The organism is Novosphingobium sp. SG754 (assembly GCF_013149315.1).
GTDB lineage: Bacteria > Pseudomonadota > Alphaproteobacteria > Sphingomonadales > Sphingomonadaceae > Novosphingobium > Novosphingobium capsulatum.
Map to the genome: position 1 here is coordinate 664,929 of NZ_JABGCC010000002.1, position 20,300 is coordinate 685,228.

The following is a 20,300-nucleotide window of genomic DNA, read 5'->3' on the forward strand; positions in this document are numbered from 1 at the left end:
GAACCACGCGGGCTCTCCGCGCGTAGAATCAGGCAAAAGGGGCGCGCCACCCGTGCGCCCCGCCGATGAAACGCAGGAGAGTCGTCATGCAGAACGACCATACCCAACGACAGGAGCCGCCGGCGCGGCTGTCCACCGACGAAGCGCGTAGCGCCGTCGGCTTGAATGTGGTGCGCTGGGTACTTCTGATCAGCCTCGTGCTGGCAATCCTGGCCTTGTCTGCCATCTGGATCACCGGTGCGCTCACGACACCGCAGGCCGATCACAACGGCGTCGTCAGTGGCCAGGCCACGCCATCTTCCTGATCTGCCGGAAACCGCGCGATGCCCAGCGGCTGGAAGCTCGAACCCGATAGCCGCGACCGCCTGATGGCGCTGTTCCCGCCACGCTATCCGCACACTGTGGCAGACCATGTGACGCGCACGGTTCATGCCGGCCCCGGTGATCCCTTGCCACCAGCGATCCGCCACGCCCGCGTTGTCGGCCATATCGATGACGGCGCGGGCGTGGAGGCGCTGGTGGTGGCGCTCGAAGGCTCCACCCGCAGGCCCGACGGTGGTATCTGGCACATCACATGGTCTCTAGCTGAAGACCGCGCGGCCCGGGAAAGCAATGTTGCCCTGGCCATGCGCGCCTGGAAACCCCGCGACGGTGGCGCAATCGTGCTCGTCCCGGCGGTGTGGTAAGACAAGTTCCCGCAAGGGCTGGCGCCCGTGCCCCCAACCTGCCATGGCCCCACCGGGACCACAGCATAAAGGGGCGGGACATGAGCGACGACGAATACGTTTACGATGATGAAAGCGGCGAATGGATGACGGCCGCGGAACTGGCCACGCGGCGCGCGGCGGCCAACGCCGTGGAAGTGCGCGACGCCGTGGGCAACGTGCTGCAGGACGGTGACCAGGTTACGCTGATCAAGGATCTTGATGTCAAAGGCGCCGGGCAGACGCTCAAGCGCGGCACGCTGATCAAGTCGATCCGCCTCACCGGCGACGCACAGGAAATCGACTGCAAGTTCGATGGGATCAAGGGCCTCGTGCTCCGCGCAGAGTTCGTGCGCAAGCGCTGAACCGGATGGAACGCACCGCTGGCCAGGGCGTTCAACGGGCAAACCCCATCAAGGAGATGCCCCAATGCCCACCAGCACCGCTTCTGCCCGTTATGAAGGGCTCGGCAAGCCCGGCAAGGGATCGATCAGCACGGCCTCGGGCGTGCTGTCGGACCAGCCCTATGGCTTTGGCTCGCGGTTCGAAGGCAAGCCGGGCACCAACCCGGAAGAGCTGATCGCCGCCGCGCATGCGGCGTGCTTCACCATGGCCACCAGCTTTGCCCTTGCCAAGGCCGGTTATGCCGATGGCACGCTCGACACGACCGCCAAGGTTACGTTGGAGGCCGATGGCGACGGCTTCAAGGTGACGCGCAGCGCACTTGCACTCAAGGCGGCAATCCCCGGTATCGCCGAATCGGATTTCGCCAAAATTGCCGATGAGGCCAAGGCCAACTGCCCGATTTCGCGCCTGCTGAACTGCGAAGTTACGCTGGAGCGTACGCTCGAAGCCTAAGCGTTCCGGCACTTTCCCGTGTTTTCGTATGCGCCCGGCCACCTCCCCCGTGGCTGGGCGCATATTGTTATGCATGAAAACAAACGCTTTTCAAAACCGAGCGCTCGCCACTTGCAAATCATGCAAGCGGGCGGGCAACCTAAGCAATTGCTCGCAAGCGCAGCATGGGTGAAACGCGCTGCAACAAGAACACAACAGACGGGTGTCCGAAGGCAATCTCGCCTTTATGATCAGGGGAAATTGCCATGCTTCGTTCTTTCATTTCGACCGCCGCCGCCGCTCTCGTGCTTGCCGCCCCCGCCGTGGCCTCGGCCGAAACCCAGCCTGACAGCTTCGCCTACAAGGGCGTGAGCTATTCCTACACCACCGAAACCAAGGGCGAAGAAAAGATCGTCCGTGGCACCGCCTATGCCGGCAAGGTGCCCTTCGAACTACACATCCGCAAGAAGTCGGTGGAAGGCACGTTCAACGATCGCCCGGTGGCCTTCACGCTCAACGACGTGAAGAAGCTCGGCATCGCGGTCGACGCTGCCAAGTAAGCCTGTTGAGGCCTGACGCGGGATTGTCCCGCGCCAGGCCGACATGAAAAAGGCCCTTTCGCCAGGCGGCGAAAGGGCCTTTTTCATGTGTGCCGATGCCCGGTTGGGGATCAGCGGCAACGCACGTTGTTGCTGTCGATCGCCGCACCGGCGGCAGCGCCACCGATAGCACCGAGGATCGCGCCAAGCGGACGGGAATCGCCCTGGGCAATCACCGAGCCGAGCAGCGCGCCCGACACACCACCGACGATCAGGCCGGTCGAGCCATCTGAACGGCGGCAATAATAGCGACCATCATTGCCGCGATAAATCCGCTCATTGGCGCTCAGGCGGTGTTCGCCGTAGCGCGGATCGTCGCGGTAATAGCGATCCGCATAATAGCTGCCGTAGCTGGGATCGGGACGGTTATAGTCATAGTTGCCATAGCGGCGATAATAGCCATCGTCGCGATAGCCCCAGCCGCCGCCGCTGGCATAGCCGCCTTCTACGCCGCCATAGCCGCCGCGATGGCGGTGATAGCCGTTGTCATAGCCGGGGCGGCCATCATAACCATCGGTACAAGCGGCGGTCAGGCCCGAGGCTGCAAGTGCCACTGCCAGCAAAGCCTTCTTCATGGCGCGATCTCCATCGTGAGAGGAGCGGAGCGCCACCCCATGGCGACGCGACCTTCCAGATGGACAGGCAATGATTGGAAACCGCACTGGTTCCTGCGCTGGTTACCGACATGGCAACCAGCGCAGGACGCGACGCCTTATTGCGCGGCTGGCAGATAGAGTTCGCTACCGGCCTCGCGATACTTGTCGCTCATCGCCTGCATCCCCGCCTCGGCCTCTTCGGCCGCGATGAAGGTATCGGCGGGCTGGTTTTGTTTCGATGCAAATTCACGCACTTCCTGTGTGATCTTCATCGAGCAGAACTTGGGCCCGCACATCGAGCAGAAGTGCGCGGTCTTGGCCCCTTCGGCCGGCAGGGTCTGGTCGTGGTATTGCTCGGCCGTTTCGGGATCGAGGCTGAGGTTGAACTGGTCGCGCCAGCGAAATTCGAAGCGGGCGCGGCTCAACGCATCGTCGCGCAGCTTGGCCGCCGGGTGTCCCTTGGCCAGATCGGCGGCATGGGCCGCGAGCTTGTAAGTGACGACGCCAACCTTGACGTCATCGCGATCGGGCAGGCCCAGATGCTCCTTGGGCGTGACATAGCACAGCATGGCGGTGCCGAACCAACCGATCATCGCCGCGCCGATGCCACTGGTGATATGGTCATAGCCCGGCGCGATATCGGTGACGAGCGGCCCGAGCGTATAGGACGGCGCCTCGCCACAGGCGGCCAGCTGCTTGTCCATGTTTTCCTTGACCTTGTGCATCGGCACATGGCCCGGCCCCTCGATCATCACCTGCACGTCCTGCGCCCAGGCACGCTTGGTCAGTTCACCCAGGGTGTAAAGCTCGGCAAACTGTGCCTCGTCATTGGCGTCGGCCACGCTACCCGGCCGCAGGCCATCGCCCAGCGAATAGGCGATGTCATAGGCCTTCATGATCTCGGTGATCTCGTCGAAATGTTCGTAGAGGAAGCTTTCGCGGTGGTGCGCCAGGCACCACTTGGCCATGATCGAGCCACCCCGGCTGACGATACCGGTCACGCGCTTGGCGGTGAGCGGAATATAGGGCAGGCGCACCCCGGCGTGGATGGTGAAATAGTCCACGCCCTGTTCGGCCTGCTCGATCAAGGTGTCGCGGAAGATGTCCCAGGTCAGGTCTTCGGCAATGCCGCCGACCTTTTCCAGCGCCTGGTAGATCGGCACGGTGCCGATCGGCACCGGGCTGTTGCGCAGGATCCATTCGCGCGTGTCGTGGATGTTGCGCCCGGTCGACAGGTCCATCACCGTGTCGGCGCCCCAGCGGATCGCCCAGACCATCTTGTCCACTTCGTTGGCCACATCAGACGCGACCGCAGAATTGCCGATGTTGGCATTGATCTTGACCAGGAAATTGCGCCCGATCGCCATCGGTTCGCTTTCCGGGTGATTGATGTTGTTGGGAATGATCGCCCGCCCGCGCGCCACTTCATCGCGCACGAATTCGGCCGTGACGTAATCGGGAATGCTGGCGCCCCAATCCTGGCCGTCGCGCACCAAGGCTTCCTTCAACTGGCGGCGGCCCAGGTTTTCACGGATCGCCACGTATTCCATCTCGGGCGTGACAATACCCTGGCGGGCATAGTGCATCTGCGTGACATTGGCGCCGGCCTTGGCCCGCAGCGGCGCCGGATTGACATTGGGGAACGCCGGCACGCCGCCCGAACGGTCCGGCCCCTTGAGGCCATTGTCCTCGGGCTTCACTTCGCGAGCGGCATAAGTTTCCACGTCGCCACGCGCCATGATCCAGTCATGCCGCAGGCGCGGCAGGCCGGCGCGAATGTCGATCGCCTGCTTGGGATCGCTATAGGGGCCTGAGGTGTCATAGACGCGCAGCGGCGGCTCGCCGCAGCCCGGCTCCAACGCGATTTCGCGCATCGCGACGGTCATGCCGGGAAAACGCGGCGATTCCACGTGAATCTTGCGGCTGCCGCGAATGGGGCCGGTGGTGACACCGATTTCCAGCGGGGAATTGAGATCGGCCATACACGAGGTTCCTTTCGTGTGGACGAACGAAAGGCTGTGGCACGCACGTGTAACGCTGGGCCGGCCCTCCCTCCGCCCGTGCTAACGGGTTCAGGTTCGACGGGTCGGGCTGCGTGACCAGCCCCTCTCAGCCTTTGCTCAACCCGGCAACGCAGGCGCGTTGCCCAGGCCACTGGCTCCCCGGGGTGCCCGCATCCTAGGGCCAAGGGCGCAACGCTGCAAGCCGGACGGACGCCATCGTCGGTCGAGTTGAGACAAGCGCTACTTTTTTGAAAATGATTATCACTCTCCTTGACTCATGATAACTATTCGCATTAGCGGGCGGTGAGAAATCATTGTTCAGGAAGGATTGAGACCATGGCCCCCACGCATTTGCGCCACGCGATGCTGGCCTGCGGCGTTTCGCTGGGTGTGCTGGCGGCGCCGCCCGCCCATGCCGACAGCACTGCGGACGCCGCGAATGCCAGCGCCAGTGATGCGGACGCTGGCCGCACCATCGTGGTCAACGGCGAAAAGGGGGAGACGGTGGCAAGCGGTGCTACCGGCCTGGCGCTATCCTTGATGGATACGCCGCAATCGGTCAGCGTGGTCGATCGCACGTTCCTGGATGACTTCGCGCTGGACGAAACCAACCAGCTGCTGCGCTACGTTACCGGCGTCAATGTCGATCAGGTGGAAACCGAGCGCACATACTACAACGCGCGCGGGTTCGACATCGTCGACGCGATGATCGACGGGATCAGCCTGCCGAATATCTGGGGACCGACGATCGGCGCTCAGGATTCGGTGATGTGGGACAGCGTGGAAGTGGTGCGCGGGGCCAACGCGCTGCTCACCGGCGCCGGCAATCCTTCAGGCACGATCAATTATCACCGCCGTCACCCAACCGGCCAGCGCCATATGTCGGCCGAGCTGTCCTATGGCTCATGGAACAAGAAGCGCGCCGAGGTGGACCTTGACCTGCCGCTGACCGCCGATGGCAAATGGGCCGTGCGCGTAACCGGCGCCGCGCAGGACGGCGATTCCTACCTGCGCAGCTATCACCACAGCCGCACCGCGATTTCCGGCGTTCTGGATGGCGAAATCACCCCCAACCTGCATCTCTCGGCCGGCTATATGCGCCAGGATGGCAAGTCCACCGGGGTGATGTGGGGCGCCCTGCCCTTGCAGGACAGCAAGGGCAACCAGCTGGAGTTTGACCGCAGCGCCTCTACCACGATGGACTGGACCTATTGGAATACGCATGACCAGACCGCCTATGGCCAGCTGACCTGGGATTTCGCCCCGGGCTGGAGCGTGCGCGCCCATGTCACGCGCAAGTACCACAACGAAGATTCGCGGTTGTTCTATGTCTATGGCACGCCAAAGCACGACAGCCAGACCGGCGCCTGGGGCGGGCTCTTTGGCAATCCCGGCGCCTATGCCCCCGTCGCCAAAGGCTGGATCTATGACGGCACGGTACAGGGCAGCTATCGCCTGTTCGGCCGCGACCAGCAGCTGACGCTGGGCGTGCAGCGCACGGTGGGAACCTATGAATACTATGGCCGCGCCGTGCCTGACAGCGATCCTGCCTGGGGTCAGATTCGCGGCCTGCCCGGCAGCTGGACCGGACAGGAAGTCGCCCTCCCCGCCTATGGCGCCAGCGTGCAGCAGGAGCATACCGAAGATCGCCAGTGGCGCCTGCGCGGGGCATCGGATGTATCGCTGACCCAAAAGCTCAGCGTGCTGCTGGGCGCCAGTTACCTTGTCGAAAAGACGCGTGGGATCAGCTTTGGCGCCAGCACCGACAAGAATGAAAAGGCGCTGAGCCCATTCGTCGGCGTGACCTACAAGGCCCTGCCCGGCGTCAATCTCTATGCCAGCTATTCCAGCATCTTTGCCCCGCAGGCCAATCTCGACATCGACCGCAGGCCCTTGGGCGCGGCCAAAGGCAAGAGCTATGAAGCCGGGCTCAAGGCGCAGACACCGGGCGGCGGGCTGTTTGGATCGGTCGCCTGGTTCCGCGCCGAACAAAGCAACCTGGCCGATGCGGGCGCTTACGACACGGCCACCGGCCAGACCCTGTACAACGGCATCCGCGCCGTCAGCCGCGGGGTAGAGGCAGAAGTGGGTGGCAAGCTGACCTCCACGCTCACGATCCAGGCCGGCGCCACCACGCTCAAGATGGACGATGGCGCGGGCAGGCAAGTGCGTACGTATGTGCCGCGCAACACCGCCAACCTGGCACTGCGCTGGAATCCCATCGCGCCGCTGCAACTGGGCGCGGCGGTCAAGTGGCAGGACACGATCTATTCCGGCACCGTGCGCCAGGGCGATTATGCCACGCTGCAATTGCAGGCCGGGTATAAATTGAACGAGAACGTTCAGTTCAATTTCAACGTCGCCAATGTGACCAACCACAAGTACCTGACCAGCCTGTATTGGACGCAGGCCTATTACGCCGCGCCGCGCAATGTCACCGGCTCTGTCCGTGTGACGTTCTGACCGTCATGGCGCTTCCCGGCCGTCCGTTCTGGGTGATCGTCCATCGCTGGGCGGGGCTGACTCTTGCCCTGTTCCTGGCGGTGGCGGGGCTCACCGGATCGCTGTTGCCGTGGTTCGAGGAACTCGACGCAGCCACGGCGCCAGCGATGCAGAACGCAGCCCCGCCCCGCCCTGGCATGGCAGCGCTTGATCCGCTGGCGGTGCGCGCCGGGCTGCTTGCGCGCCATCCCGCAGCGCGGGTCGATTTCGTCTATCTCACCCGCCTGCCCGGCCGGGCCGATCGGCTCTATGCCACCTGGCCCGACCCCAGGACCGGCCTGGAACGGCGCGATCGGCCGGATTGGGACGATGTCTTCCTCAATCCCTGGACCGGCGCCGAGCAGGGCCATCGCCGCAATGGGGACGTGCGCCAGGGCATCAAGAACCTGATGCCGTTCCTCTATCGCCTGCACTATTCCCTGGCGCTGGGCCCATGGGGCCTGTTCGCCATGGGCGTGGCAGCGCTGGTCTGGACGGTGGATTGCTTTGTCGGGTTCTATCTCACCCTGCCGCCAGGCGCGTTGGGCAAAGGCGGCCTGTGGCGTCGCTGGCGGCCCAGCTGGAAAGTGCGCCGGCCCACCAGCAGCTACAAGCTGACATTCGACCTGCACCGCGCCGGTGGGCTGTGGCTCTGGCCGATCCTGCTGGTCTTTGCGCTGTCCAGCGTCTCGTTCAACCTGCCCCAGGTCTATCGCCCGGTGCTTGGCCTGCTGGGCGGGCAGGATGACGAGGCCCTGCTGGAAGCGTCTGCCCTGCCCAGCCCGCGCTGGAACCCCGCGCTCGATTTCCCCGCCGCCGCGCGACACGGGGCGGCACTGGCGCAGCAAGAGACAGCGCGGCGCGGGCTGTCCTTGCGCCCGGATGGGCGGGCCTGGCTATGGTACATTCCGGCAACCGGGCTCTACGTCTATGGCGTCAAGTCTTCGGCCGACATCACACAGGAAGGCGGCGGCACGCGGATCGCATTTGACGGCAACAGCGGCGAACTGCGTCACGTCTCCGTGCCAACCGGAGCCCAGGGCGCGACAACGTTCACCACCTGGGTTGTCGCGCTGCACATGGCGCATGTCGGTGGGCTGGCATGGCGCATTGCCGTCAGCGTGATCGGCCTTGGCATCACGGTGCTGTCGGTCACCGGCGTGTTGATCTGGCTGCGCAAGCGATCGGCCCGCGCCGGCCGCCGCTTCAAGGCTGCGGCCCGGCCGGCTCCGGCATGACATCAACACTTCGCCGCGGAAAAGCGCCGTGCATTGCTGACAGGCCCTTAGGGGCGGTTGCATGGTCGCGCCGCCTGGCCTAACGCCATGGCAATGAGCATACGCCATGCCGACATCGCGATCCTGGGCGGGGGCCTTGCCGGGGGATTGATCGCGCTCGCCCTGCGCAAAGCCCGCCCGGATTGCACCCTGCTGCTTGTCGAACAGGACCATGTGCTGGGCGGCAACCACGTGTGGTCCTTCTTCGGATCAGACGTGGGCAAGGCCGGGCGCGAGTTGCTGGCGCCGATGGTCGATGGGGCGTGGTCGGGCTATTCCGTGCGCTTTCCGCAGTATCGTCGCGATCTCTCGACCAGCTATTATTCAATGACCTCGGCCCGCTTTGACGCGACGATCCGCGCTGCCTTGCCGGCTGACGCGATCGTCACCGGCGCACGCGTACTCGCCGCCGGCACCGGCGCGGTGACCCTGGCCGATGGCACCCGGATCGAAGCCGGCGCAGTGGTCGATGCGCGCGGCATTCGCCTGCAGGGGCAGCTTTCGGGCGGCTGGCAGAAATTCCTCGGCCAACGGGTCAAGCTGGCGCAGCCCCATGGCCTGATCAAGCCGATCGTCATGGATGCCACGGTCGAACAGGTCGATGGCTATCGCTTTGTCTATTGCCTGCCGTTTGGCGATGACGAGATCTTCATCGAAGACACCTATTACGCCGACAGCCCGGCGATCGATCACCCTGCCCTTGTCGCCCGCATCGCCGACTATGCCCGCAGCCAGGGCTGGTCGATCGTGGAGGTGTTGCACGAGGAACAGGGTGTGCTGCCCGTGGTTTCCGCTGGCGATTGGGACGCGTTCTGGCGCTCCTCTGGTGGACAGATCGCCCGCGCCGGCACGCGCGCCGGACTGTTCCATCCTGTGACCAGCTATTCCGTGCCCGAAGCGGTGCGTTTTGCCCTGGCCCTGGCGCAGCAGCCTGATCTGACGCACGAGGCCCTCGCCAGCTTCAGCGAAAGCTGGGCCAAGCGCCACTGGCAGCGCAACAGCTTTGGCCGCCTGCTGTCGGCCATGCTGTTCCAGGCGGCAGAGCCGTTGGCACGCTATCGCATGATGGAACATTTCTATCGGCTGGATACTAGGCTGATCGAACGCTTTTATGCCGGACGCAGCAGCTTGCTGGATCGCGCCCGGATTTTTGTGGGGCGGCCCCCGGTACCGATTTCGCGCGCCCTGGCGGTGCTCGCCGGATCGGGCGCCCGGCCGCGGCCTCTCACTTTGGCAGGGATGCGCAAGTAAATGAAAAGAGCATGCGTCATCGGCGCCGGTTTTGGCGGCTTGGCCCTGGCTATCCGCCTGCAGTCTGGCGGCATCCAGACCACCCTGATCGAAGCGCGCGACAAGCCCGGTGGCCGCGCCTATCACTGGCAGCGTGATGGCTTTACCTTTGATGCCGGGCCCACGGTGATCACCGATCCGGCCTGCCTGGAAGAGCTGTGGGGCCTGAGCGGGCACAAGCTGTCGGAAGATGTCGAACTGATGCCGGTGATGCCGTTCTATCGGCTGAACTGGCCCGATGGCACCAACTTCGATTATTCCAACGATGAATCCAGCCTGCGCGCCGAAATCGCCAAGATTTCCCCGCGTGACGTTGCCGGCTACGAAGAGTTCCTGGGCTATTCCGCCGGCGTCTTCGAAGAAGGCTACGTCAAGCTGGGCGCGGTGCCGTTCCTGGATTTTGCCAGCATGATCAAGGCTGCGCCGGCTCTGGCGAAGTACCAGGCCTGGCGCTCGGTCTATTCGATGGTGTCAAAGTTCATCGAAAGCGAAAAGCTCCGCGAGGCGTTCAGCTTTCACACGCTGCTGGTCGGTGGCAACCCGATGAACACCAGCGCGATCTATGCCCTGATCCACAAGCTGGAAAAGGATGGCGGCGTGTGGTGGGCCAAGGGCGGCACCAACCGCCTGATCGCCGGCATGCTCACCCATTTCCAGCGCATCGGCGGCGAAGTGCGCATGGGCGATCCGGTGGTGCGGGTCGAAACGCTGGGTAACCGCGTGACCGGCGTGCACACCGCCAGTGGCTGGCACGGCAATTTCGATGCCGTCGCCTCCAACGGCGATATCATGCACACCTATCGCGATCTGCTGGGCGACAGCGCCACGGGCAAGAAGCGGTCGCGCGCGCTCAAGCGCAAGAAGTTCTCGCCCAGCCTGTTCGTGGTGCACTTCGGCATCGAGGGCACGTGGCCGGGCATCCCGCACCACATGATCCTGTTCGGCCCGCGCTATAAGGGCCTGCTCGACGATATCTATCAGCACGGCGTGCTGCCGCAGGATTTCTCGATCTACCTGCACCATCCCACCGTGACCGACCCTTCGGTCGCGCCCGAGGGGATGAGCACGTTCTATGCCCTGGTCCCTGTCGCCAACATGGGCAAGCTGCCGGTGGACTGGGCCGAAGTTGGGCCGCTGCTGGAAAAGCGCATCCTCGATGAAGTGGGCCGCCGCCTGATCCCCGACATCCACAGCCGCATCGTCACCAAGTTCCACTATGCGCCTACCGATTTCGCGGCCGATCTTTCCGCCTATCAGGGCGCCGCGTTCAGCCTCGAGCCGTTGCTCACGCAAAGCGCGTGGTTCCGCGCGCACAACCGCGATGACGATATCGCCAATTTCTATCTGGTGGGTGCCGGCACGCATCCAGGCGCAGGCATTCCCGGCGTGGTCGGCAGCGCCAAGGCCACGGCGCGGCTGATGCTGGAGGACCTGCAGTGAAACGTATCGCCGTCTATTGTGGATCGGCCAGCCCGGCCGACCCGCGCTATGTCGCGCTGGCCGCCGATGTCGGCCGCCAACTGGCCGAACGCGGCATCGGCGTGGTCTATGGCGGTGGTCGCCTGGGCCTGATGGGCGCCGTGGCCGATGGCGCACTGGCCGCCGGTGGCGAAGTGATCGGGGTGATCCCCCAGGCGCTGGTCGGTGCCGAGGTGGCGCACCATGGGCTGACCCGGCTCGACGTGGTGCCCGGCATGCATGCGCGCAAGCAGGCTTTCGTCGATCTGGCCGATGGCTTCCTCACCCTGCCCGGCGGCGTGGGCACGATGGACGAATTGTGGGAAGCGGTCAGTTGGGCGCAGCTTGGTTATCATGCCAAGCCGGTGGGCGTGCTCAACGCGTTCGGGTTCTATGATCACCTGCTGGCGTTCAACCGCCACATGATCGAAGTGGGTTTCATCCGCCCGGTCCACGCCGGGATCATGGTGGCCGAGCACGAGCTTGACCTGCTGCTGCAGCGCATGGCCGCGCACGAGCCGCACCGCCCGATCATCGCGATGCAGGCGTCGGACCTCTGATCCCATGACTCTGGCCGTTCCCGATCGCGCCGCGCTGGTGGCTGCCGCGCGCGACACGATCCGGCGCGGCTCGAAAAGCTTTGCCGCCGCCTCCACCCTGTTTGACCGCGTCACGCGTGAGCGGGTCTGGCTGCTCTATGCCTGGTGCCGGGCCTGCGACGATATCGTCGATGCGCAGGACATGGGCGGCGCGCTGGGCGACCAATCCGGCGCGGCGGAGCGGCTGGCGCTGGTGCGTAATCTGACCGCACGGGCCATGGCGGGCGAGGCTACCGGCAATCCCGCGTTCGATGCGCTGGGCCTGGTCGCACGCGAAACCGGCCTCACCATGGCCATGGCCGAGGCGGTGATCGACGGATTCGCCCTCGATGCCGCCGATTGGCAGCCGCGCACCGAAGCAGATCTCATGCGCTATTGCTGGCACGTGGCGGGCGCGGTGGGCGTGATGATGGCGGTGGTCATGGGGGTTTCGCCCGATGACGATGATACCCTCGATCGCGCGGCGGACCTGGGTCTCGCGTTCCAGCTGGCCAATATTGCCCGCGACCTGGCCGAAGACGATGCCGCCGGTCGTTGCTATCTGCCGGCCGAATGGCTGGCCGAGGTTGACCTGCCACCGGGCGAGCAGCTCAAGCCGCAGTACCGCGCCACGCTGGCCATCCTGGCCCAGCGGATGTGCGCCATGGCCCAAGCCCACGAATGCTCTGCCCGGATCGGTGCCGGCCGGCTGCAACCGCGCCAGCGCTGGGCGATCCTGGCCGCCGCCGGCATCTATGGCGACATTGCCCGCAAGGTGGCCGCGCGTGGCGATCGCGCCTGGCACAGCCGCACCGTGGTGTCGGGCAAGGCCAAGCTGGCGTGGATTTTCCGCGCCGGATGGCAGGCGCTGCGCCCGGTGCCGCCGACATGCCGAGAGCGCGCGCTGGCCCGCCGCCACAGCCGGCAAAGCCTAATCGCGCTGGCGCAGGCCCGCCCCTGGGGTTGAAGCCTCGCGCGTCATTCATCGATCAGGGGATGACCCCGGCCGCGATTCAGGGCATGGTATCGGGCATGGAGCGATCCCCTCTTGTCCTGCGCATTCGCTGGCCCGTGCGGCTGTGGCACTGGATCAACGCGCTGACCGTGTTCATCATGCTGATGAGCGGGATGATGATCTTCAATGCCCATCCGCGGCTCTATTGGGGCAAGTTCGGCGCCAACTTCGACAAGGCCTGGCTGGAAATCGGCAACCATGGCGCGCGCGGTTTTCTCGCGCTGGGCGGCCATGAATGGCCCACCACCGGCGTGATCGGCTATGCCCAGGATACCGCGCTGGCGTTTCCGCCCCTGGTAACGCTGCCCACGCATTACAACCTGTCGCTGGCGCGCGGATGGCATTTCCTGGGCGCGTGGATGCTGGTGATCAGTCTGCTGGGCTTCCTCGCCTATGCGCTGCTTTCCGGCCATTTGCGCCGCGATCTTGGCCTTTCGCGGGAAGAGCGGCGGCCACGGGCGCTGCTGCACGACGTTACCGAGCATCTGCGCCTGCGCCTGCCGCGCGGAGAGGCGGCGCGGCATTACAACCCCTTGCAGAAGATCGCCTATCTTTCGGTGCTGCTGGGCGTCTTGCCGCTGATCATCGCCACGGGTCTGGCCATGTCGCCGACGATGAACGCTGCGTGCCCATGGCTGCTGACGCTGCTGGGTGGCCGACAGTCTGCCCGGTCGATCCATTTCCTCTGCGCGCTGGCGATGGCGCTGTTCATTGCCGTGCACCTCGCCATGGTGGTGCTGGCCGGGCCATTCAACGAGTTGCGCGCGATGATTACCGGCTGGTATCGCCTGCCACCGGAGCGCCAGCCATGAGCGGGTTTTCGCGGCGCGGCCTGCTGGTCGGATCGGGTGGGCTGCTGCTGTCGGGGTGCGATCGCATCACCACCTCGCCCACGGCCAGGTCGCTGCTGTCGCTAGGCGAAAAGGCCAGCCGCAGCGCACAGCGGCTGGTCGCCGGCAATGCCCTGGCGCCGGAGTTTTCCGCAGCCGATATCTCCCCGGTGTTTCGCGTCAACGGCAATACCCGGCCCACCGCCGCAGCCTATCTTGCGCAGGTCGAACGCGGCTTTGCCGATTGGCGACTGACGGTTGATGGCCTGGTGGCCAAGCCGATGGCGATGAGCCTGGCACAGCTGCGCGCCTTGCCGCAGCGCACCCAGATCACCCGCCACGATTGCGTAGAGGGCTGGAGCGCCATCGCGCAATGGACCGGCGTTCCGCTCGCCCTGCTGCTGCACGGTGCCGGCGCCCTGCCTCAGGCGCGCTATGTCGTGTTCCACTGTGCCGACGATTTCTCGGGCAAGCCCTATTACGAATCGATCGACCTGGCCGAGGCGCTGCATCCCCAGACGATCCTGGCCCACACCATGAACGGGCAGCCGCTCTCGGTCGGCCATGGCGCCCCCCTGCGCCTGCGGGTCGAACGCCAGCTAGGCTACAAGCAGGCCAAGTATGTGATGCGGGTGGAACTTGTCGCCAGCCTTACCGGCCTTTACGGCGGCAAGGGCGGATACTGGGAAGACCATTCCGGCTATCAGTGGTGGGCGGGAATCTAGGCCGCCACCACCCGCGTTTCGATCAGGCTTTGCGCGCAATCGGCGATCGTCTGCTCCACCGGCCGCGTGGCCCAGCCCAGGCGGCTGAGCGCGTGGCCGGCATCGGTATCGCGCACGTTGCCCAGTTCCCCGGTCACCTGGCGCACCATCGGATTGACCAGTGCCAGGGCGTGGACCATCCAGTCGGGCACATGGCGCAGCGGCACGCGCCGGGCCTGCTGGCCCAGTTGCTGGCGCAGGATGCGGGCAATGTCGATCATCTTGAGGAACGGGCCAGAGGCGATGAAGCGTTCGCCATCGATCCCCGGCTCGGTCAGCGCGCGCACATGCAGCGCTGCCACGTCGCGCACGTCGACCACGCCAAAGCCAAGATCGGCGCAGCCCGGCACCGCACCAGCCAGCAATTGCCGCACCAGCTCGATCGAGGTGGAATAGTCTTCACCCCACACCGGCCCCAGTACCACCGACGGGTTGATCGAGACGAACTCCATGCCGCGCCCCTCGCGCGCGATCCATTCGCGCGCCGCGCGTTCGGCCAGGGTCTTTGACTTGGCATAGGCATGCACGCCCGGGCCATCGGTGTCGGTCCAGTCCGCCTCGGTAAACCGGCGGATGCCCTTACCGTGGCCATAGACGATCGCCGCCACCGACGATGTCTGCACGAACCGTTCCACCCCGGCAGCACGGGCAAAGCGCAAGGCGCGCAAGGCCCCTTCGCGCGCCGGCAGAATCAGTTCATCTTCCTGGCGCGGGGCTTGTACGGTGATGGGCGAGGCGACGTGGCAAACGTGGCTGCACCCGTCCATCGCCGCGCGCCAGCCCTTGTCGTCCATCAGATCCGCTTTGAAAAACCGCAAGGTGGCATAGCTGCCGCCAAGCTGGGCACGCAGCTGCGCTTCGCGTGCAAGATCACGCACCGTCGTGTTGACGGTCCATCCCTCGTCCAGCAACGCCCGGATGATATATCCGGCGATATAGCCCGATCCGCCCGTGACCAGCACGGTGCCGCCGATCTTGTCCATTGATTCCGCCCCCAGCCCTCTCCGCCTACAGCCTATCGTACCGGCGGCGCAGTTCAACGGGCATCTTTGGTTAATGCGGAATCCCGATGCGCCAAGTGGGTCAGCGCATCAGGACAAGTTCCTCGGCCATCGACGGGTGCAGCGCCACGGTGGCATCGAAATCGGCCTTGGTCAGCCCGGCTTTCACCGCAATGGCAGCAGCTTGGAGCACTTCTGGTGCCTCCGGCCCGATCAGGTGTACGCCCAGCACCTTGTCGGTCTGCGCATCGACGACCAGCTTATACAGCCCGCGCTCGTGGCGGTGGGCGAAGATGTTCTTCATCGGGCGGAAGTCAGAGGTGAATACCTTGACGTTGCTGCCCAGCATCTCGCGGGCCTGCGCTTCGGTGAGGCCGACACTGGCGAGCGGGGGCTGCGAGAACACCGCGCTTGGGATGCAGTCATAGGCCACGCGCGTGTCCTTGCCGCCAAATACGCGATCAGCAAAGGCGTGCCCTTCGCGAATGGCGATGGGTGTCAACTGCACGCGGTTGGTCACGTCACCCACGGCAAAGATGCTGGGGCACGATGTCTGCGCGGTGTCGTCCACGCGGATTTCGCCATGTTCGCCAAGTTCGATGCCGGCGTTTTCCAGGCCCAGCCCGTCGGTCTTGGGCCGGCGTCCGGTGGCCACCAGCACCGCATCGGCGCCAAGCGGATCAGGCTGGCCCTTCATATGCACGTTGAGGCAGCCGTCCTCCAGTCGCTCGACACGCTCGATACCGCAGTTGAACTTGTATTCGATGCCGCGCGCCATGGTGATCTGCAGCAGGCGGTCGCGCAGCGCCGCGTCGTAGCCGCGCAGGATCGTCTCGCTGCGGTTGACGACCGTAACATGGCTGCCCAGCGCATTGAAGATGCCGGCAAATTCCAGCGCGATATAGCCAGCCCCGGCAATCACCACGCGGCGCGGCAGCTTTTCCAGGCTGAATACCTCGTTGGAGGTGATGCAATGCTCGGCGCCCTCGAACGGCGGCATCACCGGCCAGGCGCCCACGGCCACCAGGATATACCTGGCGCTGATCTCGCGCCCGCTCGCCAGCTTGACACTGTTGGGGCCGGTGATCGTGGCGCGTTCGAGGAAATGCTCGACCTTGTTGGAATTCAACGTGTTGGTATAGGCTGCGTTCAAGCGGTCGACATCCTTGGCCACGGCATCGCGCAGCGTCGGCCAATCGAACGTCATCTTCTCGACGGTCCAGCCATAGTTGGCCGCGTCCTGCAGTTCCTCGGCGAAGTGTGAACCGTAGACCAAAAGCTTCTTGGGCACGCAGCCGCGGATCACGCAGGTGCCGCCGACGCGGTATTCCTCGGCCACGGCCACCCGCGCGCCATAGCCAGCGGCGATGCGGCTGGCGCGCACCCCGCCCGATCCGGCCCCGATCACGAACAGATCATAGTCGTAGGCGGGTTCGGTCATGGCACGGCCTTCTTGCTGCTGAATCGGAAACTGGCGCCGGATATGGCAACGATGCCCATCCGGCGCCAGCCCTGGCGTAGCGATTATCTGCGCCGTTTATTCAATTAGGCAGGCTAACGTTCATTCCACGCCGATGCCGGCCTCGGCCAGCAGTGCTTCGGTGCTGGGATCAAAGCCTTCGCCGCCACCGGCATCAATCTTCTTGGCAATCGCCTTGCCCAGTTCCACACCGAACTGGTCGAACGGGTTGATCCCCAGCAGCATCGCCGAAACGAACACGCGGTGTTCGTGGAAGGCGATCAGCGCGCCCAACGTGGCAGCGTTGAGTTCGTCGCAAAGGATCGTTGCCGAAGGCCGGTTGCCCGGATAGGCGCGCGCGCCATCCTCGCTCGCCTGGCCCGCCATCAGCGCGGCGCCCTGGGCAAAGCAGTTGGACAGCAGGATCTTGTGATGGACCGGATCAAGATCATGGCCCGGCACCTTCACGGCCAGGAAATCCACCGGGATCAGGTGGGTGCCCTGGTGCAGCAGCTGGAACACGGCATGCTGCGCGTCGGTGCCCACGCCACCCCAGGTGATCGGCGCGCTCGGGCGGGTCAGCGGCGTGCCATCGGCCAGCACGCGCTTGCCGTTCGATTCCATTTCCAGCTGCTGGAGATAGTCGGGCAGCAGCGCCAGGCGCTCGTCATAGGCAAAGACCGCACGGGTCTGGCAGCCGCGCGCCTGGGTGTAGAACAGATCGGCAAAGGCCGCGCGCACCACCACGTTTTCACCGATCGCGGCGTCGCGGAAATGTTCGTCGATCGCCTCGGCGCCCGCGAGGAACGCGGCAAAGGCTTCGTTGCCCAGGGCCAGCGCCACCGGGAATCCGATCGAGGACCATAGCGAATAGCGCCCACCCACGGTTTCGGAGAACGGCAGGATGCGGGTTTCGTCAACGCCCCATTCCACCGCCTTTTCCGGCGCGGCGGTCAGCGCGATGACGCGGCCATAAGGATCGGCCACGCCGCCTTCGCGCAGCCATTCCAGCGCGCTGTGGGCATTGGTCATGGTTTCGGTGGTGGTGAAGGTCTTGGACGCGACAGCGATCAGCGTGGTGGCCGGATCGCACTGCTTCATCGCTGCTTCCAGCGCGCAGCCATCAATGTTGGACACCACGTGCACGGCAACCTTGGCGTCTTCGCGGGCCAGCGCGTCGATCGCCAGCGCCGGGCCCAGGGCGGAACCACCGATGCCGATGTGGATAAGGCTCTTCACCTCGCCCAGCACGCCTTCGTGGATGGCTTCGACCAGCAGTGCCATGCGCGCGTGCAGGGCCTGGGCTTCTTCCACGCTGGCTTCGGCGCCCACGCCGCGCTGTGCGGTGTGTTCGGCGGCGCGGCCTTCGGTGTTGTTGATCTTGGCGCCAGACAGCAGTTCTTCACGCTTGCCGGCAAAATCGGTGGCCTGCGCCAGCTGGGCCAGGATCGCCTCGACGTCGGCCGAAAGATGGGTCTTGGACCAGTCAAAGCGAATCGGGCCACCGGGCAGGTCGAGCGTGGTGGCATAGCGCTCAAGACGGGCCGGATCGGCAAACAGCGCGGCGAGCGTTGGCACCTCCAGCGTCTCCAGTGCGTGCCACAGCGTGGCCTGGTCCTGTGCTGCCATTGTCTAACGTCCTTTTTCGCGGTTGCGGGATGCGCCTCTCATGCCCGCTTGCGCACAATCTTCCAAGCGGTGGCGTGGCTCGACGAACGGATCGTGCAAACGTATTTGCCTCGGGCTATGGCACGTGCATTCCTGCTTGACGGATGCCTTTGCCCTCCACATGACCCAGCCGATGAACGAAACGCCCGAACCCGCCAATCCTGCGGTGGAAACGCCTGTGCCGCCCGCGACCGCGCCAACTCCCGCGGGCGCGCCTGCCGCCCCGGCGAAAAAGCAGAAGAAGGAAGACAGCTTCCCGGTGTTCCTGGTGAAGCTGGTGCTGATCGTGGCGATCTTCCGCAGCTTCTTCTTCTCGCCTTTCAACATCCCGTCGGAATCGATGCTGCCCCGGCTGGAAAACGGCGATTATCTATTGGCGGCCAAGTGGCCCTACGGATTTTCCAAGTATTCCCTGCCGTTCAGCGTGCCGTTGCTGCCCAAGCGCATTTTCGCCAGCCAGCCCAACCGGGGTGACGTGGTGATCTTCAAGGCGCCCCCGGGCAACGATGTCGATTATATCAAGCGCGTGATCGGCGTTCCGGGCGATACCGTGCAGATGATCGGCGGCGTGCTTCACCTCAACGGTAAGGCCGTGCCCAAGGTGAAGGTTGCCGATTTCGTGATCAAGGTTTCGGCCAATACCGAGTGCATCTCGCCCGATTTTGCCGTGACCGAGGCCGATGGCACGCAGACCTGCCACTATCCGCAGTTCCAGGAAACCCTGCCCGGCGGCAAGACCTACAACGTGCTCGACCTGGGCTATCGCCCGCAGGACGATACGCCGCCCGTGGTCGTGCCTGAAGGCCGCCTGTTCCTGATGGGTGACAACCGCGACAACTCGATGGACAGCCGTTTCCCCGCGATCGAAGGCGGCGGCATCGGCCTGGTGCCGCAGGACAACCTGGTTGGCCGCGCGACCATCGTGATGTGGTCCACCGACGGTTCGGCCAACTGGTTCCTGCCGTGGACCTGGTTTACCGCGCTGCGCTGGAACCGGATCGGGGGCATGTTCTGAGCACGCCCCTTTCCCCCGAAACCGCCAAATTCCTGGCGGAACTGACCCAGGCGCCGGTTGCACAACCGGCGCTTTGGCATGAAGCGCTCACCCATGGTTCGCTGGGCGAGGCGCGCGATTACCAGCGCCTGGAATTTCTGGGCGATCGCGTGCTGGGGCTGGCCGTGGCCGAATGGCTGCACGAAGCGAGCGATGCCGCCGAGGGCAAGCTGTCGCAGCGGCTCAACGCATTGGTCAGCCGCGAAACCTGCGCCGATGTGGCCCGCGCATTGGGCGTGCCGGCGCATATCCGCCTGGGCAAGCAGGCCCGCGACGATGGCGGGGCCGACAGCGACAACATCCTGGGCGACGTGATGGAAGCGCTGATCGGCGCGCTGTTCCTGGAACGCGGCTTTCCCGCCGCGCGCGATTTCGTGCGCCGCTGCTGGGACAAGCCGATGCGCACCGGCGCCGGGCAGCGCAAGCACCCCAAGGCCGCCCTGCAGGAATGGGCCGCCGGCAACCGCCGCAAGCCCCCGGTCTATAGCCTGGTCAGCCGCGATGGCCCCGATCACGCCGCGATCTTTACCGTAAGCGTAGAGGTCAAGGGCGTGGGCCTGGCGGAAGCCCGCGGATCGAGCAAGCAGGAGGCCGAAACGGCCGCTGCGCGCGATTTCCTCAAGCAGTTCGCCTGAACGCGCGCACGATCCAGCCGACATCCCCAATTCCGCCACTTTTTCCGGGCA

General features: G+C 65.0%; 20 protein-coding genes and 1 riboswitch. Of the genes, 15 read left to right on the forward strand and 5 right to left on the reverse strand.

Annotated features, from left to right (window positions below; translation table 11 throughout):
- The first annotated feature begins 86 nt into the window (after window positions 1–86).
- The 5 genes from FHW97_RS07550 (at window position 87) to FHW97_RS07570 (ending at window position 2,101) form a co-directional block, all read left to right on the forward strand.
- Window positions 87–305: a hypothetical protein gene (locus tag FHW97_RS07550; RefSeq protein WP_022676356.1), complete on the forward strand. Its 219-nt coding sequence runs from the start codon at window positions 87–89 to the stop codon at window positions 303–305.
- A gap of 18 nt (window positions 306–323) precedes the next feature.
- Complete coding sequence (locus tag FHW97_RS07555) at window positions 324–686, forward strand: hypothetical protein (RefSeq protein ID WP_022676355.1); 363 nt, start codon at window positions 324–326, stop codon at window positions 684–686.
- Window positions 687–766: 80 nt separating this feature from the next.
- A complete protein-coding gene (locus tag FHW97_RS07560) occupies window positions 767–1,069 on the forward strand; it encodes an alkylphosphonate utilization protein (RefSeq protein WP_022676354.1) in 303 nt (100 codons plus the stop codon).
- 64 nt (window positions 1,070–1,133) lie between these two features.
- Entirely contained in the window at window positions 1,134–1,562 is a 429-nt protein-coding gene (locus tag FHW97_RS07565; RefSeq protein ID WP_022676353.1) for an OsmC family protein, read from the forward strand.
- A 245-nt stretch (window positions 1,563–1,807) separates the two neighbouring features.
- Complete coding sequence (locus FHW97_RS07570; RefSeq protein WP_022676352.1) at window positions 1,808–2,101, forward strand: hypothetical protein; 294 nt, start codon at window positions 1,808–1,810, stop codon at window positions 2,099–2,101.
- 110 nt (window positions 2,102–2,211) lie between these two features.
- Here the strand turns inward: FHW97_RS07570 and FHW97_RS07575 are convergent, their stop codons facing one another.
- Both FHW97_RS07575 and thiC read right to left on the reverse strand, forming a co-directional pair.
- The gene (locus tag FHW97_RS07575; RefSeq protein WP_168351106.1) at window positions 2,212–2,715 is read right to left on the reverse strand and encodes a glycine zipper 2TM domain-containing protein; all 504 of its coding nucleotides are present in this window, start codon (window positions 2,713–2,715) and stop codon (window positions 2,212–2,214) included.
- A 137-nt stretch (window positions 2,716–2,852) separates the two neighbouring features.
- Entirely contained in the window at window positions 2,853–4,718 is a 1,866-nt protein-coding gene (gene thiC, locus FHW97_RS07580; RefSeq protein ID WP_171798518.1) for a phosphomethylpyrimidine synthase ThiC, read from the reverse strand.
- A gap of 64 nt (window positions 4,719–4,782) precedes the next feature.
- Window positions 4,783–4,904: riboswitch (TPP riboswitch) on the reverse strand.
- A 171-nt stretch (window positions 4,905–5,075) separates the two neighbouring features.
- On the opposite strand from thiC, the gene FHW97_RS07585 reads away from it, so the two are divergent.
- From FHW97_RS07585 to FHW97_RS07620, 8 genes are all read left to right on the forward strand, one after another.
- The gene (locus FHW97_RS07585) at window positions 5,076–7,202 is read left to right on the forward strand and encodes a TonB-dependent siderophore receptor (protein ID WP_171798519.1); all 2,127 of its coding nucleotides are present in this window, start codon (window positions 5,076–5,078) and stop codon (window positions 7,200–7,202) included.
- A gap of 5 nt (window positions 7,203–7,207) precedes the next feature.
- On the forward strand, window positions 7,208–8,458 hold the full coding sequence (locus FHW97_RS07590; RefSeq protein WP_171798520.1) for a PepSY domain-containing protein: 1,251 nt from the start codon (window positions 7,208–7,210) through the stop codon (window positions 8,456–8,458).
- A gap of 93 nt (window positions 8,459–8,551) precedes the next feature.
- Window positions 8,552–9,748 carry a lycopene beta-cyclase CrtY gene (gene crtY, locus FHW97_RS07595; RefSeq protein ID WP_169047908.1) on the forward strand — a complete coding sequence of 399 codons (1,197 nt, stop codon included), beginning with the start codon at window positions 8,552–8,554 and terminating at the stop codon, window positions 9,746–9,748.
- Window positions 9,749–11,227 carry a phytoene desaturase gene (locus FHW97_RS07600; RefSeq protein WP_054131092.1) on the forward strand — a complete coding sequence of 493 codons (1,479 nt, stop codon included), beginning with the start codon at window positions 9,749–9,751 and terminating at the stop codon, window positions 11,225–11,227. It abuts the gene before it with no gap.
- Window positions 11,224–11,805, forward strand: coding sequence for a TIGR00730 family Rossman fold protein (locus FHW97_RS07605; protein ID WP_107716063.1), 582 nt, complete (start codon window positions 11,224–11,226; stop codon window positions 11,803–11,805). The genes FHW97_RS07600 and FHW97_RS07605 overlap by 4 nt, the downstream gene beginning before the upstream one ends.
- A gap of 4 nt (window positions 11,806–11,809) precedes the next feature.
- Window positions 11,810–12,790 carry a phytoene/squalene synthase family protein gene (locus FHW97_RS07610; protein ID WP_171798521.1) on the forward strand — a complete coding sequence of 327 codons (981 nt, stop codon included), beginning with the start codon at window positions 11,810–11,812 and terminating at the stop codon, window positions 12,788–12,790.
- Window positions 12,791–12,855: 65 nt separating this feature from the next.
- Window positions 12,856–13,650 carry a cytochrome b/b6 domain-containing protein gene (locus tag FHW97_RS07615; protein WP_233250935.1) on the forward strand — a complete coding sequence of 265 codons (795 nt, stop codon included), beginning with the start codon at window positions 12,856–12,858 and terminating at the stop codon, window positions 13,648–13,650.
- The gene (locus FHW97_RS07620) at window positions 13,647–14,393 is read left to right on the forward strand and encodes a molybdopterin-binding protein (RefSeq protein ID WP_171798522.1); all 747 of its coding nucleotides are present in this window, start codon (window positions 13,647–13,649) and stop codon (window positions 14,391–14,393) included. The genes FHW97_RS07615 and FHW97_RS07620 overlap by 4 nt, the downstream gene beginning before the upstream one ends.
- On the opposite strand, the gene FHW97_RS07625 is transcribed toward FHW97_RS07620, so the two are convergent.
- The 3 genes from FHW97_RS07625 to pgi form a co-directional block, all read right to left on the reverse strand.
- Complete coding sequence (locus FHW97_RS07625; RefSeq protein WP_216643450.1) at window positions 14,390–15,415, reverse strand: NAD-dependent epimerase/dehydratase family protein; 1,026 nt, start codon at window positions 15,413–15,415, stop codon at window positions 14,390–14,392. The two genes, FHW97_RS07620 and FHW97_RS07625, sit on opposite strands and share 4 nt — an antisense overlap.
- Before the next feature lie 100 nt (window positions 15,416–15,515).
- Window positions 15,516–16,874 (reverse strand): glutathione-disulfide reductase, encoded by a 1,359-nt coding sequence (gene gorA, locus FHW97_RS07630; RefSeq protein ID WP_062782751.1) that lies wholly within the window; start codon window positions 16,872–16,874, stop codon window positions 15,516–15,518.
- Between the two features lie 120 nt (window positions 16,875–16,994).
- On the reverse strand, window positions 16,995–18,521 hold the full coding sequence (gene pgi, locus FHW97_RS07635) for a glucose-6-phosphate isomerase (RefSeq protein ID WP_022676339.1): 1,527 nt from the start codon (window positions 18,519–18,521) through the stop codon (window positions 16,995–16,997).
- 160 nt (window positions 18,522–18,681) lie between these two features.
- On the opposite strand from pgi, the gene lepB reads away from it, so the two are divergent.
- Window positions 18,682–19,575: a signal peptidase I gene (lepB, locus tag FHW97_RS07640; RefSeq protein ID WP_253941637.1), complete on the forward strand. Its 894-nt coding sequence runs from the start codon at window positions 18,682–18,684 to the stop codon at window positions 19,573–19,575.
- The gene (rnc, locus tag FHW97_RS07645; protein ID WP_370525344.1) at window positions 19,530–20,249 is read left to right on the forward strand and encodes a ribonuclease III; all 720 of its coding nucleotides are present in this window, start codon (window positions 19,530–19,532) and stop codon (window positions 20,247–20,249) included. The genes lepB and rnc overlap by 46 nt, the downstream gene beginning before the upstream one ends.
- The last annotated feature ends 51 nt before the right edge of the window (window positions 20,250–20,300 follow it).

Coding starts and splice junctions, on each gene's coding strand:
- FHW97_RS07550 (WP_022676356.1), top strand. CDS start 87: ATGCAGAACGACCATACCCAACGACAGGAGCCGCCGGCGCGGCTGTCC.
- FHW97_RS07555 (WP_022676355.1), top strand. CDS start 324: ATGCCCAGCGGCTGGAAGCTCGAACCCGATAGCCGCGACCGCCTGATG.
- FHW97_RS07560 (WP_022676354.1), top strand. CDS start 767: ATGAGCGACGACGAATACGTTTACGATGATGAAAGCGGCGAATGGATG.
- FHW97_RS07565 (WP_022676353.1), top strand. CDS start 1,134: ATGCCCACCAGCACCGCTTCTGCCCGTTATGAAGGGCTCGGCAAGCCC.
- FHW97_RS07570 (WP_022676352.1), top strand. CDS start 1,808: ATGCTTCGTTCTTTCATTTCGACCGCCGCCGCCGCTCTCGTGCTTGCC.
- FHW97_RS07575 (WP_168351106.1), bottom strand. CDS start 2,715: ATGAAGAAGGCTTTGCTGGCAGTGGCACTTGCAGCCTCGGGCCTGACC.
- thiC (WP_171798518.1), bottom strand. CDS start 4,718: ATGGCCGATCTCAATTCCCCGCTGGAAATCGGTGTCACCACCGGCCCC.
- FHW97_RS07585 (WP_171798519.1), top strand. CDS start 5,076: ATGGCCCCCACGCATTTGCGCCACGCGATGCTGGCCTGCGGCGTTTCG.
- FHW97_RS07590 (WP_171798520.1), top strand. CDS start 7,208: ATGGCGCTTCCCGGCCGTCCGTTCTGGGTGATCGTCCATCGCTGGGCG.
- crtY (WP_169047908.1), top strand. CDS start 8,552: ATGAGCATACGCCATGCCGACATCGCGATCCTGGGCGGGGGCCTTGCC.
- FHW97_RS07600 (WP_054131092.1), top strand. CDS start 9,749: ATGAAAAGAGCATGCGTCATCGGCGCCGGTTTTGGCGGCTTGGCCCTG.
- FHW97_RS07610 (WP_171798521.1), top strand. CDS start 11,810: ATGACTCTGGCCGTTCCCGATCGCGCCGCGCTGGTGGCTGCCGCGCGC.
- FHW97_RS07615 (WP_233250935.1), top strand. CDS start 12,856: ATGGAGCGATCCCCTCTTGTCCTGCGCATTCGCTGGCCCGTGCGGCTG.
- FHW97_RS07620 (WP_171798522.1), top strand. CDS start 13,647: ATGAGCGGGTTTTCGCGGCGCGGCCTGCTGGTCGGATCGGGTGGGCTG.
- FHW97_RS07625 (WP_216643450.1), bottom strand. CDS start 15,415: ATGGACAAGATCGGCGGCACCGTGCTGGTCACGGGCGGATCGGGCTAT.
- gorA (WP_062782751.1), bottom strand. CDS start 16,874: ATGACCGAACCCGCCTACGACTATGATCTGTTCGTGATCGGGGCCGGA.
- pgi (WP_022676339.1), bottom strand. CDS start 18,521: ATGGCAGCACAGGACCAGGCCACGCTGTGGCACGCACTGGAGACGCTG.
- lepB (WP_253941637.1), top strand. CDS start 18,682: ATGACCCAGCCGATGAACGAAACGCCCGAACCCGCCAATCCTGCGGTG.